The sequence below is a fragment of the Vibrio sp. 10N.239.312.C11 genome, assembly GCF_041466065.1.
GTDB lineage: Bacteria > Pseudomonadota > Gammaproteobacteria > Enterobacterales > Vibrionaceae > Vibrio > Vibrio tasmaniensis_A.
This window is the reverse complement of record NZ_JBFSRZ010000020.1, coordinates 36,655-50,150: the sequence shown is the minus strand read 5'-3', so window position 1 is coordinate 50,150 and position 13,496 is coordinate 36,655. Positions and strand designations below refer to the sequence as shown.

Genomic DNA, 13,496 nt, shown 5'->3' with positions numbered 1-13,496 from the left:
AAAGGCTGTAACATGCGAGTTAAGTACAGCTGGGCTTTGGTACTACTACTTTCTGGTTGCCAATTAACTCAGTCAGAGAATCCAGACCAAGCTTCCGAGCAAACCAACACCTCCCCTACTAAAGAAGTTTCTCAAGCGAACGTTTCATCTGGAGCGATCCAAGAACAACCAAAAGTTGAAACACCCGTCGTTACTCCACAAACACAGCAAGATGTTTGGAAACGTATTGCGATGCAACTTGAAATGGAAGTGCCGGACCAAAAGAAAGTCGACTACTACCGCACTTGGTACCTCAAGCACCCTGGTCATCTAAAAACTGTATCAAAACGCGCTGAACCTTTCCTTTATTTGATCACAACTAAGATTGAAGAAAGAGACTTGCCTTTGGAGCTGGCCCTGTTGCCCGTCGTTGAAAGCTCGTTTGATGCATTTGCTTATTCTCACGGTAGCGCTGCAGGTCTATGGCAGTTCATTTCGGGTACTGGCAAAGCTTACGGACTAGAACAAAACTTCTGGTACGATGGCCGCCGTGACGTAGCCGCTTCAACCGACGCTGCATTGGATTTCTTAACCGACCTGAACAAACGTTTTGATGGGAACTGGCAACACGCAATCGCTGCCTACAACAGTGGCGGTGGTCGTGTGAACAGCGCAATCCGTAAGAACAAGAAGCTGGGTAAGCCAATCGACTTCTTCTCTCTAGACTTACCAAAAGAGACCAGCAGCTATGTACCTAAGCTACTTGCACTGGCCGACGTGATTGCCAACCAAGAAAAGTATGGCATCGATATCCCTGCGATCCCGAACAAGGCAGTACTGACTCTGGTTAACCCAAATGAACAACTTGATTTAGCCATTGCCGCAAGCTACGCCGACATTCCTGTCAAAGAGCTGCAAGGCTACAACCCGGCTTATAACCAGTGGGCAACGGCACCAGAGAAACACCAACAATTATTGCTTCCTCTAAGCTCTGTTGAGAAGTTCAACAAAGAAGTGGCAGCCAATAAAGGCAAAGGCATGAAGTTGGTGCGCTATAAAGTGCAATCTGGCGATAGCATCAGCGTACTGGCGAGTAAATACAACACTACCAGCAAAGTGATCCGCTCTGCAAACGGTTTGAGCAACAATAATATTCGTGTTGGTCAGCACCTATTTATTCCAACATCAACCAAAGACGATAAGACATACGCACTAAGCGCTTCAAATCGCCTAGCAAGCACACAGTCAAAGAGTCGTGGTCAATATAAGCTTAGCCATACCGTAAAAAGTGGTGATAGCCTATGGACGATTGCGCGCGCAAATAAGGTATCTCACCAATCACTGGCTAAGTGGAATGGCATGGGACCACGTGACACTCTTAGAATTGGTCAAGAACTGGTCATTTGGAAGAATAGTTCAGACGGTGCCATCATCCGAACTGTCTTTTATAACGTAAGATCAGGTGACACAGTCAGCGGTATTGCATCAAAGTTCAAAGTAAAAAGCGCAGATGTTGTAAAATGGAACGCTTTGCAGAACAAGAAATACCTACAGCCAGGACAAAAACTGAAGCTGTATGTTGATGTAACTAAGGTAAGTGTATGAACCCGTCAAGTAACCCACTCGTCATGCTGTTGGATATATTCCGTTCACCAACAGCGTGTTTCTTAGCGCTTTATCAACGAAGTGCTTGGGGATGGCAACCCTACGTCGTATTAATGCTCAGCCCATTCTTATTTTGGGGAGCCTATTTTTCGAATGTAGATTTTGCATGGTTAAGCGCTGAGTTGTCACAGCAACTGGCTCAAACAAACCCTGACCAATTGGCGTTACTTGACAGTAATACTCTACTCGCGAGTGAAATCATCAGTGATGTATTCGGCCGTACGTTAACCATCATTCTGTTGGCATTTTGGTTTAACTTAGCAACAAAGCCAAGCCAACACCAACATAGCTTTTGGCGATGGTTTGCAGCCGCATCGGTAGTGATATTCCCTGCCGTTCTAGGCGATGTAGCAAGCTACGCAAGCCTGATACTCAAGCACGGGCATGTGATGAGCTACGCGGCCGACTTGAACAGCTTAAACGGCTTAATCAAGTTGCCACTAACCAATGATTGGTCGCAATTTGCCAGCTCATTACCACTCTTGTTGCCTTGGTACATTGTATTGGGTTATGCAGCAGTATTAACTTGGACGGAGTTTGAGCGTGGTCAGGCACTGGTCATCTCTGGTTTGCCATGGGTTGGCTATTACCTAATCTGGGCTCTCTACATTTTAATCTTTTAAGCTGAATAGATAAAAACAAGGCTAGCGAAAATTCACTAGCCTATTTATTCCCCTGCTTATTACCCAAAGTAACCACAGTGTGAATGGTGAATAGCTAAGATCCAATGACTAATAAGCTAATAGCTTATTACTATTTAACCTTAAAGGTCACTCGCATAGGGTTATGATCAGAGGCGTCCGTAATGGGCGCCTTTGCTTTGTCTACTTCTAACCCTCGATAGAACACATGATCGAGCACCAACCCTGTCATAAACTGTGTACGGTTATCTGGTTCAAAAGCAACTTCCGTCAAACCTACCTGTTCCAACGCATCTTTCAATACAGCAAAGCGAGCTTCACTCCAACTGTTAAAATCCCCAGCAAAAATAACAGGCCCACGATACTTTTGGAGATTGTCGGTTAAGCTCTTGAGCTGAGCCTCATAATCTTCCGTACCAAAGGTAAAGTTCACCGCATGGATATTAATCACAGCCAGTTCTTCGCCATTACTTAGCAGATAGCGAGACCAGAGTGCCGATTTGGGTAATTGAAGCCAAGGTTCTTCATGAGTATAAGCACAAGCTTCAATCGGTAGATGCGTCGCTAAGTTAAGTACACCAGCACTTTTCTCAAAGGCTTCAAATGCATTCACTCGAGTGCTTCCCCATTGACCACTCGTTACCCATTGGCGAAGCCCTTCTGTCATACTCGCTTCTTGCAGCAAAACTAAATCGCTACCGGCTGACAGCTTATTTAACTCACTTTGCCAATTATTTCGGTTTTGCTTATAGATATTCCACACGGTAATGTCTAGGCCATCAGACACATCAATCGCTTTCGGGGCTGAGTTTTGGTAGCAGCTATAGATATCGTTGCTAGTATTTTGAGAAGAAGTGATCAAGTTGGGTTTATTCGGGATCACGAAGATAAAATGAAAACTAACAACAGCAAGCGTTATCAATAACGTGATAACAATGATGGTTTTCTTAAACATACAACACCCTACCAGAAATGAAAAAGGAGCGATAAACGCTCCTTTTAAGGTAATAGTTTTTTTATACGGCGTCTTCGTCTTCTTCGCCAGTACGAATACGTACCACACGTTCAACTTCAGTAATGAAGATCTTACCGTCACCAATTTTACCTGTTTGAGCCGTTTCGATAATGGTATCAACACATTGGTCAGCCACTTCGTCGGTCACAACAATTTCCAATTTCACTTTAGGTAAAAAATCGACCATGTACTCTGCGCCACGGTATAGCTCAGTATGACCTTTTTGACGTCCAAAGCCTTTAACTTCAGATACTGTCATACCCGTAATACCCACTTCTGCAAGTGCTTCACGTACATCATCAAGTTTGAATGGCTTGATAATGGCTTCAATCTTTTTCATGTTCATCCCTTAAACTGTGCGAATAGCTCATTATCGGTTAGCTATAGTAAACATTCAATGAAAAAAGCCAGAGCATTAAAGCTCTGGCTCGAAATTTATCATCTTGTTTAATCAGCGCTTTAAGAAGGTTTTACTTAAGGCTTGAGTAGTAAGCAGCTAGATTAGCAATATCTTCATCACTCAGCATTGAAGCCTGAGCCTGCATTACAGCCGCCAAACCGCCGGTGCGCTGGCCGTTCTTATATGCCTTAATTGATGAAGCGATGTATTGCTCGTTTTGGCCTTTAAGGTTTGGATATCCTGGGATCATTGCGATACCGTCTGCGCCATGACAAGCCGCACAGATTGCCGCTTTAGCTTGACCCGCAGCAACATCACCCGCCAGAGCGTTACCACTCAATAGTCCAAATCCAAGAACTAATCCTAGTGTAATTTTCTTCATTGCATATTCCATTAATTATTTTTATTAAAGTGACGGTGAATTGTGACACAAACTTTTTCTACTTGCTCCAAAGCGCTTCACAATCTTGACCTTCGTAGTTTTTATCTACGAATAAGCCTAAAACAGCGATCACTCGATCGCCATCCATTAATATCGGCGTTCGACGTCTTAACCAGCTGGGTACTTGGTATTCCTGAAAAAGCTTCTTGAGTTTTCGACTATGACCACGACCAACTGGGTGAGCCGACACTCCTTCAGGGTTAAAGATCACTCGTAAGGTTCCGTTGGCTTTAGTAAGGGAAAACGGTTGTACCTCTCGGTTATTAGATGCACTAGCACTCGACACCGCTTTCAAATGGATCTCACCTAAACCATCAGGCAGTAATAAATTCTCATCAATCAAGATTTCACTTTCCCAGTTCGACAAATCTTTAGTGTCTTGTACCAAGTAGAGCTGATGATTAAAGCGCCTAATCTCAACATCATTCAACACCAGCTTAGGATTGGCGTCTGCCTGAGCACAAACCACTTCATCCCAAATAAGTTTTAGCTGCTTTTGGCTTGGCATCGGTTGATTACAATGGCTGATCCACATTCTGATCAAACGTGCTCGTAACAAATCAGAATGCTGAGATAACGAATCAATGCTTAAGCTCTGGCTCTTACTGTTACAGCCTCCCAAAGCTTGTTGTAAGTGAGACTCAAGCAGTTCGTCGAGTAGCGACTCTTGTTCTGCACATAATTGAGCACTGCGACAGACCGATTCTCGAAAGCTAGGCCAGCGCTCTGTCAACGTCGGAGTGACTTGATGACGAATGAAATTTCGATCAAAGCGCAGATCCTGATTACTCTCATCTTCGACCCAAGTTAACCCCATATCGTGAGCCGACGCTTCGATGTCTGATCGAGTCACTGACAGCAGAGGTCTCACAATAAACGCTTCGCTAAACGACATCACTTTCGCCATTGAAGAGAGTCCTTTCGGACCACTGCCACGTTTTAACGCCAGCAAGAAGGTTTCAAGTTGATCGTCAATGTGTTGACCGGTAACAAGCACATCGCCCTGTCTGATGTGCTGCTGAAAAGCTTGGTATCGAGCATCTCGAGCCAGCTTTTCTACGCTCTCACCATTATTGATATCCAGCGAGACCCTTTCTACTGCTAACGAAACCGACAAAGCATCACACCATGTTTGGCATTGCTCAGCCCAAAGATCAGCATTCTTACTGAGACCGTGATGAACGTGCACCGCACAGCACTCAATGTGATGGGACTTAGCGTATTGCGCAGCCAATTCCAATAACACTCGCGAATCGACACCACCACTGAAAGCAACGACTAACCGACGAGGTTTGAGATCGCTTTGTTGAAATGCAGAGGTAAAAGTTTCGATTAAGTGAGTCATGGGGTTAGTGAGCCGTGTGTACTAATGAGAAAGGAGAATGTTTTAATAATAAAAAAGGGTTGGCACTGAGTCCAACCCTTTCATCAACTTGTTACGGAAAGCAGGTCTTATACCTTGCTAAGGTCGCTTATCAGCAGTAACCGTAGCTCATTAGACGCTGGTAACGACGCTCTAGAAGTGCTTCGTTATCAAATTGCTCTAGCTCTTCTAACTGCTTAACTAACATGTCTTTCATGTTCTGAGCTGTCTGTATTGGATCGCGGTGCGCGCCACCTAGAGGCTCAGGGATGATTTCATCGATAAGCTCAAGCTCTTTAAGGCGAGGAGCTACTAGGCCCATCGCTTCAGCAGCTTGTGGCGCTTTATCTGAATCACGCCATAAGATTGAAGCACAACCTTCTGGAGAGATTACTGAGTACGTAGAGTACTGAAGCATGTTCACGTAATCACCAACACCAATCGCTAGTGCACCACCAGAACCGCCTTCACCTACAACGTTACAGATAACCGGAACTGAAAGGCCGGCCATCACTTTTAGGTTCTTAGCGATAGCTTCAGATTGACCACGCTCTTCTGCACCAACACCTGGGTATGCACCCGCTGTGTCGATGAAAGTAATGATTGGCATGTTGAAACGCTCAGCCGTTTCCATTAGGCGAAGTGCCTTACGGTAACCTTCTGGCTTTGGCATACCAAAGTTACGGATCACTTTCTCTTTAGTCTCACGACCTTTCTGGTGACCAATAACCATAACAGGACGACCATTTAGACGAGCCATACCACCCACAATTGCTTTGTCGTCAGCGTAAGCGCGATCGCCCGCCATCTCTTCAAACTCTGTAAAGGCATGCTCCAGGTAATCTTTGGTGTAAGGACGTTGAGGGTGACGAGCAAGTTGAGCTACCTGCCATGCACCCAAGTCACTAAAGATTTTCTGTTTAAGCTCTAAGCTTTTTTTCTCTAGTTGTTCAATTTCTTTGTCTAGATCTACCGCTGTGTCACCACCGTGACGCGAAACGTCACGTAGCGCTTCGATTTTTGCTTCAAGTTCAGCGATAGGCTTTTCAAATTCTAGAAAGTTCAGGCTCATCTATGAATCCTTGTTGATTCAGCTCCGCAGTTACGGAGCTAAATTTTAGTTAAATTCGAGTTCTACTTGGCTATTTCCAAGCAGCTGTTTTAATTCGTCTAGTAATGTATCACTTGGCGTCACACGCCATTCTGTGCCCAATGTTAACCGCGCTCTAGCGTCGGCACGTTGGTAGTATACATTGACTGGGACCGTTCCGGCTCTATAAGGTTCTAAGATTTGACCAAAGCGTTCAAAAAATTGACCGTTAATTTGGGATTGCTCGATAGATATCGACACCCCACGAGCATATTTCTCACGGGCGCTTCCTAAGTCCATGACCTCGCGCGCGGACATTTTAAGCCCACCATTGAAATCATCAAAGCTGACCTGTCCAGAAACAACCACAATTTTGTCTTTCTCGAGCAATTCTGCGTAGCGATCGAGCGCATCAGAGAACAACATCACTTCCATCCGACCCGATCGGTCATCAAGAGTCATCAAACCGATTCGAGTACCGCGCTTCGTGGTCATGACCCTAGCCGCAATGACCAAACCTGCAATCGTCAAGGATTGGTCACGACGAGTCGGCGTCGCATCTTTCAAGCGACAGCTGGTGTATTTCGCAAGTTCTTTAATGTAAGCATTCACCGGGTGACCCGTTAAATACAAACCAAGCGTTTCGCGTTCACCTTCTAGCCAAACCTTTTCAGGCCATTTAGGCACTTGAGTATACTTGTGTTCAACCTCTTCCGGAGCGTCGGTCAACACACCAAACATATCAGATTGACCGAACGACTCAGCATGGTGATGTTGGCTTGCTGCCTTAACCGCATCTTTCAAAGATGCCATCATCGCCGCTCGGTGAGGACCTAATCTATCTAAGGCTCCGGATAGAATCAACTTTTCGATAACACGTTTGTTGACCTTCTTCAGATCAAGACGTGCACAGAAGTCGAATAAGTCTTTAAAGTAACCACCTTTGTTACGCGCTTCGATGATGGCTTCAATTGGGCCTTCACCAACCCCTTTAATTGCACCGATGCCATAAACAATTGCGCCATCTTCATCCACATTAAAGCGGTATAGGCCCGAGTTGATGTCAGGTGGAAGGAGCTTGAGTTTCATACGGAAACACTCATCGACAAGGCCAATAACCTTCTCGGTGTTATCCATATCCGCGGTCATTACTGCCGCCATGAATTCCGCAGGGTAGTGTGTTTTCAACCACAGTGTTTGATAAGAAACCAGTGCGTATGCAGCCGAGTGAGATTTGTTAAAGCCGTAGCCCGCAAACTTCTCTACCAAGTCAAAGATCTTCATGGACAGTTCGCCATCAACACCATTGGCTTCAGCACCTTCTTTAAAGGTACCGCGCTGCTTTGCCATCTCTTCTGGCTTTTTCTTACCCATCGCACGACGCAGCATATCGGCTCCACCAAGCGTATAACCCGCAAGGATCTGAGCGATTTGCATTACCTGTTCTTGATACAGGATGATACCGTAAGTCGGTTCTAGTGTTTCTTTTAACGATTCGTGTTGCCACGTTTCATCAGGGTAAGATACTGCCTCTCGTCCGTGTTTACGGTCGATAAAGTTATCTACCATGCCTGATTGCAGAGGGCCCGGACGGAACAAGGCCACCAATGCGATGATATCTTCAAAACAGTCGGGCTGTAGACGCTTGATCAGGTCTTTCATACCGCGGGATTCCAGCTGGAATACCGCCGTCGTTTCTGAATTCTGTAATAAGTTAAATGACGCTTGATCATCCAAAGGAATCGACTCGATACGAACCGGATCTTTCCCCTCTTTCGCTAAACGAGGGTTTACTAGGCCAAGTGCCCAGTCAATGATCGTCAGTGTACGCAGCCCCAAGAAGTCAAACTTAACCAAGCCAGCAGTTTCTACGTCATTCTTATCGAATTGCGTTACTGGGAAGTTACCTTCCGCATCGGCATAGATAGGTGCAAAGTCAGTAATCGTGGTCGGTGAGATTACAACACCACCCGCGTGCTTACCTGCGTTTCGCGTACAACCTTCTAGAATTCGACATTTATCAATCAGCTCACGAACTTCTTCATCACCATCATAAAGTTCAGGCAATGCAGGCTCTGCGAGGAATGCTTTCTCTAGCGTCATGCCCGGATCAGGCGGAACCAGCTTAGAAATTCGGTCAACAAAACCAAATGGGTGGCCTAATACACGGCCAACGTCACGGATTACCGCTTTTGCCGCCATAGTACCAAAGGTGATGATCTGAGAAACGGCATCACGGCCGTACATTTCAGCTACGTGGTCAATAACTTGGTCACGTTTATCCATACAGAAATCGATATCGAAATCGGGCATGGATACACGTTCTGGGTTCAAGAAACGTTCGAACAGCAAGTCATATTCAAGTGGATCAAGATCGGTGATATCAAGCGCGTAAGCCACCAAAGAACCAGCACCAGAACCACGACCTGGGCCTACTGGTACATCGTTATCTTTTGACCACTGGATGAACTCCATTACGATCAAGAAGTAACCTGGGAAACCCATGTTATTAACTACTTCTAGCTCGATTTTAAGTCGCTCATCGTATTCAGGCCTGCGTTCAGCTCTGACTTTTTCATCAGGAAACAAGAATGCTAAACGTCGCTCAAGACCTTCTTCTGATTTTTTGATCAGGAAGTCTTCAATCGCTAAACCTTCCGTCGGGAAGTTAGGTAAGAAGTACTCCCCTAAACGTACAGTCACGTTACAACGCTTAGCGATCTCAACACTGTTCTCTAATGCTTCAGGGATATCTGAGAACAACTCACACATCTCTTCTTCGCTACGGAGGTACTGTTGTGGACTGTAGTTTTTCGGTCGACGTGGATCAACCATGGTAAAGCCGTCGTGAATCGCCACACGGATTTCATGAGCGTCAAACAAGTCTTCGGAAATGAAGACCACTTCATTAGTCGCGACAACAGGCAGGTCTTCTTGCTCGGCTAATTCCAGCGCAAAGTGCAGATAAGACTCTTCGTCCGTACGTCCAGTTCGAATGAGCTCCAGATAAAAACGGTCTGCGAAATGTGTTTTGTAAAACTCAACGCTGCTTGCAACCAACTCTCTATTGCCCTTCAGCAACGCTTTACCAATCTCACCTTCTTTTGCACCCGATAAAAGAATCAGGCCTTCCGCATGTTCAATCAGCCACTCTTTATCAATAACAGGCTGATGCTGCACATGGCCACGAAGGTAAGCTTTTGATATTAATAACGTTAGGTTGTTGTAGCCTTTATTACTCGTTGCAATAACGGTGAGTTTTGTCAATTCATCGCCAAAATCAGGAGACTGCATCAAGAAGTCAGAACCAATAATTGGTTTAACCCCACACCCATGAGCAGTACCGTAGAATTTCACCAAACCGCACAGGTTGGTAAAGTCGGTCAATGCTAGAGCAGGCATACCCATTTCAGCGACTTTTTTTACTAATGGTGGCACCTTGGATAGGCCATCCACCATCGAAAAGTCACTGTGTACGCGTAGGTGAACAAATTTTGGATCTGACATTATTTTTCCTGAGTTCTAGGTTTGAGCCTAGGATTACAACTGTGTGTATTCTATTTTTTTCTAACGTCACTAAGCAACTTTATTCGATGCTAAGCTCTAGTTTACGTAAAGCTCTAATCTATATAGAGCTTATTCAATTCGCTCTAATCTATGCCAAGAATACGTTTTACTGGCTTAAAGCTTTTACGGTAATGCTCGGTTACGCCATGTTTTTCAATCGCTTCAAAATGCGCTTTTGTCGGGTAACCTTTATGTTTAGCAAAACCAAACTCTGGATGAAGCTTATCAAGTTCTTCCATCTCTTGGTCACGAACCACTTTAGCGATGATAGACGCTGCGCTGATTTCAGCCACCCGTAAATCCCCTTTCACAATAGCCAGACCGGCCATCGGTAGCTCAGGGACTCGGTTTCCATCTATTAGCGCCATATCAGGTTGAACACTCAGCCCGGCAATAGCACGCTGCATAGCTACCATAGTCGCTTGTAAGATATTCAACTCATCAATTTCTTGTGGGGAACATCGACCTACAGACCATGCCAAGGCTTTCTCTTTAATTTCAGGAAGCAGAGCAAGGCGCTTTTTCTCAGACAGTTTTTTTGAATCGTTCAAGCCTTCGATTGGGTTATTCGGATCGAGGATAACCGCGGCGGTAACTACATCACCAACTAACGGTCCACGCCCCACTTCATCAACACCAGCAAATAACTGGTAACCTTGAGGATACTCAAAAGGAGGAAATTCTTTTTTCTCTTTTACTGCCATGACAATTCTCTTTGTAACTTTTAAGCAAATGCTTTTGAAAGAAGCACTTTATGATTCAACAAACTCTCGACCGATCAATTTCAGAACTGCGTTAGCTGCCTGTTTGTCAGCATCTTTACGAATCCAGTGATGCATTTCAGTAAAGCGTTCAATAAGTGGCGCGTTGTCAGTTGAAAGCATCTTATCGACCGATGGGAAAAGGTAATCTGGGTGACACTCTTCAAGAATGTGTTCTTTTACGATTTCTTCACCCGCTAGGATATTCGGTAACGAGACAAATTCTGTGATCGACAATTTCTTAACGATATAGCCAGTGAGCTTGTTGACCTTGTAGCCAACGACCATCGGTCGTTTCAGCAACATACACTCAAGAGCAACAGTACCAGAAGCTAACAAAACAGAATCAGCAGCAGTAATCACATTGGTAGCCGTATCTTCTACTAAGGTAAATTCAAGTTCAGGTGCCGTCGATTGCCAGATCTCTGTAAACTGTTTCTTGCGCTGTTCATTAACCAATGCAACAACAAAATTGATATCAGGGTACTTTTGCTTAATGCGCTGACAAGTTTCGATAAATGGTTGAGCAATCAAACTCATTTCACCACCACGGCTACCCGGCAATACCGCTAACCACGGCTTATCTTGAGCTAAACCTAAAAGATCGCGAGCCTCTTTCTTATTCGGCTCCAGTGGAATGGTATCAGCCAGCGTGTGGCCAACGAATTCACAAGCAACGTTATATTTATCATAAAACGCTTTTTCGAATGGTAAGAAAGCAAGTACCAAATCGGTTGCTTTGTCGATTTTAAAGATACGCTTTGGACGCCATGCCCAGACTGAAGGGCTGACATAATGAACAGTCTTAATACCCGCGTTCTTAAGATCTAATTCAAGTCTTAGATTAAAGTCTGGCGCATCGATACCGACGAAGACATCTGGCGGGTTTTGAGTAAAATACTTAACTAGCTCCGCTTTCACTTTTAGCAAGCGAGGTAAACGACCAAGCACTTCTACAAGCCCCATCACGGCAAGCTCTTCCATTTCGAAAAGAGACTCACAACCAAGCGCCTTCATTTTTGGTCCGCCAATACCCACGAATTCAGCATTCGGATATTGTGATTTGGTCGCTTTAATAAAGCCTTCGCCAAGCGTGTCGCCAGAGAGTTCTCCGACAACGATACCTACACGCAGAGGTTCATTCGAAACAAAGTCCAAGCTATTGGTTGCTGATTCTTGCTGTGCCATAGTTTTCTAATTCCCTTCTTGCCTAAAACAAAAAAGATCGCCTAACGAGTAGCGATCTTTTTGTTATACCAATCTAACGAGGTAACTATTGTCATACTCATATTGATTGGTACATAACCACATCAAGTATTAACGAATAATACCGCGCTCAGAGCTCTCTAGCATTTCTAACATAGGAGTTACCGAAGCAAACTCTTTCGCCATTTCAACTAAAGCGGCTTTCGCTTCTTCAAGTGTTTTGCCTGAACGGTATAACTCTTTGTACGCTTTCTGTAATGCTCGAATTTCTGGTTTCTCAAATCCGTTACGCTTCAAGCCCACTAGGTTGAGGCCGAATGGCGCTGCGTGGTTACCTTGAGCAAGTACGTAAGGAAGTACATCTTGAACAACCGCAGAACAACCGCCAATGTACGCATAAGCGCCAATTGAACAGAACGGGTGAATCGCAGACAGTGCCATTACGCCAGCGTAATCGCCAACCGTCACGTGACCGCCAAGGATAGCGTTGTTACCAATGTGAGTGTGGTTTCCAACAATAACATCGTGCGCTACGTGAGCATTTACACAAAGTAAGTTGTCATCGCCAATCACAGTGGTCGCTTTGTCTTGAGTTGTACCACGGTGGATCTGAACTGCTTCACGAATCACATTACGGTCACCGATCACAACAGTCGTGTCTTCACCACCGTATTTCTTATCTTGGTTTTCTTCTCCAATCACTGCGTGTGGGAAGATTCGGTTTTGCTTACCAATTGTCGTGTGACCTTTGATCACAACATGCGACATCACTTCAGTGTCGTCACCAATTGTCACGTTACCAGCAATGTAAGTGAAAGGACCAACCGTCACGTTAGCACCGATAGTTACATCACCTTCGATTACTGCTGCCGGGTGAATTTTCGCTGTTTCATGAATCATATTAAAACTCTCTACGAGCACATTTAAGTTCAGCTGAACATACAACTACGCCGTCAACTTTCGCTACACCGTTGAACGATGCAATGCCACGACGTTCTTTTAAGAACTCAACTTCGATAACCAATTGGTCACCAGGCACTACTGGCTTGCGGAACTTCGCTTTATCTACGCTAGCAAAGTAGTAAAGCTCATTACCAGAAGGAGCACCAAAAGATTTAAATGCTAGAAGACCTGTTGCTTGCGCCATTGCTTCTAAGATCAACACACCTGGGAATACAGGAAGTTGTGGGAAGTGGCCTGTGAACTGAGGTTCGTTAACAGAAACATTCTTAATCGCAGTCAGTGTCTTTTCTTTTTCAAAGCTAGTCACACGATCAACCATTAAGAATGGGTAGCGATGAGGTAATAGTTCCTGAATTTCAGTAATGTTCATCGTTGTCTGTTCAGTAGTCAAAGTCGTATTCCTA

The 13,496-nt window shown here is 44.8% G+C and carries 12 protein-coding genes; 2 read left to right on the top strand and 10 right to left on the bottom strand.

Annotation, left to right across the window (positions count from 1 at the left end; genetic code table 11):
• Nucleotides 1-12: 12 nt before the first annotated feature.
• Both AB6D07_RS10870 and AB6D07_RS10865 read left to right on the top strand, forming a co-directional pair.
• Nucleotides 13-1,584 (top strand): LysM peptidoglycan-binding domain-containing protein, encoded by a 1,572-nt coding sequence (locus AB6D07_RS10870; protein ID WP_017103656.1) that lies wholly within the window; start codon nt 13-15, stop codon nt 1,582-1,584.
• The gene (locus AB6D07_RS10865) at nt 1,581-2,267 is read left to right on the top strand and encodes a YIP1 family protein (protein ID WP_009847398.1); all 687 of its coding nucleotides are present in this window, start codon (nt 1,581-1,583) and stop codon (nt 2,265-2,267) included. The genes AB6D07_RS10870 and AB6D07_RS10865 overlap by 4 nt, the downstream gene beginning before the upstream one ends.
• A gap of 130 nt (nt 2,268-2,397) precedes the next feature.
• Here the strand turns inward: AB6D07_RS10865 and AB6D07_RS10860 are convergent, their stop codons facing one another.
• The 10 genes from AB6D07_RS10860 to fabZ all read right to left on the bottom strand — a co-directional run bounded on the left by AB6D07_RS10860 (nt 2,398) and on the right by fabZ (nt 13,483).
• Nucleotides 2,398-3,240 carry an endonuclease/exonuclease/phosphatase family protein gene (locus AB6D07_RS10860; protein WP_029223041.1) on the bottom strand — a complete coding sequence of 281 codons (843 nt, stop codon included), beginning with the start codon at nt 3,238-3,240 and terminating at the stop codon, nt 2,398-2,400.
• Between the two features lie 61 nt (nt 3,241-3,301).
• Nucleotides 3,302-3,640 carry a nitrogen regulatory protein P-II gene (glnB, locus tag AB6D07_RS10855; protein ID WP_017063373.1) on the bottom strand — a complete coding sequence of 113 codons (339 nt, stop codon included), beginning with the start codon at nt 3,638-3,640 and terminating at the stop codon, nt 3,302-3,304.
• Nucleotides 3,641-3,770: 130 nt separating this feature from the next.
• The gene (locus tag AB6D07_RS10850) at nt 3,771-4,094 is read right to left on the bottom strand and encodes a cytochrome c (RefSeq protein WP_012604592.1); all 324 of its coding nucleotides are present in this window, start codon (nt 4,092-4,094) and stop codon (nt 3,771-3,773) included.
• A gap of 46 nt (nt 4,095-4,140) precedes the next feature.
• Nucleotides 4,141-5,487, bottom strand: coding sequence for a tRNA lysidine(34) synthetase TilS (gene tilS, locus AB6D07_RS10845; RefSeq protein WP_017103658.1), 1,347 nt, complete (start codon nt 5,485-5,487; stop codon nt 4,141-4,143).
• A 130-nt stretch (nt 5,488-5,617) separates the two neighbouring features.
• On the bottom strand, nt 5,618-6,577 hold the full coding sequence (accA, locus tag AB6D07_RS10840; protein ID WP_009847403.1) for an acetyl-CoA carboxylase carboxyl transferase subunit alpha: 960 nt from the start codon (nt 6,575-6,577) through the stop codon (nt 5,618-5,620).
• Nucleotides 6,578-6,622: 45 nt separating this feature from the next.
• A complete protein-coding gene (gene dnaE, locus AB6D07_RS10835; RefSeq protein WP_017096818.1) occupies nt 6,623-10,102 on the bottom strand; it encodes a DNA polymerase III subunit alpha in 3,480 nt (1,159 codons plus the stop codon).
• Nucleotides 10,103-10,245: 143 nt separating this feature from the next.
• The gene (gene rnhB / locus AB6D07_RS10830; RefSeq protein WP_012604594.1) at nt 10,246-10,866 is read right to left on the bottom strand and encodes a ribonuclease HII; all 621 of its coding nucleotides are present in this window, start codon (nt 10,864-10,866) and stop codon (nt 10,246-10,248) included.
• 48 nt (nt 10,867-10,914) lie between these two features.
• Nucleotides 10,915-12,111: a lipid-A-disaccharide synthase gene (gene lpxB / locus AB6D07_RS10825; RefSeq protein ID WP_017103659.1), complete on the bottom strand. Its 1,197-nt coding sequence runs from the start codon at nt 12,109-12,111 to the stop codon at nt 10,915-10,917.
• Between the two features lie 129 nt (nt 12,112-12,240).
• Nucleotides 12,241-13,029 (bottom strand): acyl-ACP--UDP-N-acetylglucosamine O-acyltransferase, encoded by a 789-nt coding sequence (gene lpxA / locus AB6D07_RS10820; protein ID WP_009847407.1) that lies wholly within the window; start codon nt 13,027-13,029, stop codon nt 12,241-12,243.
• A 1-nt stretch (nt 13,030) separates the two neighbouring features.
• Nucleotides 13,031-13,483 carry a 3-hydroxyacyl-ACP dehydratase FabZ gene (gene fabZ, locus AB6D07_RS10815; RefSeq protein ID WP_009847408.1) on the bottom strand — a complete coding sequence of 151 codons (453 nt, stop codon included), beginning with the start codon at nt 13,481-13,483 and terminating at the stop codon, nt 13,031-13,033.
• Nucleotides 13,484-13,496: the final 13 nt, after the last annotated feature.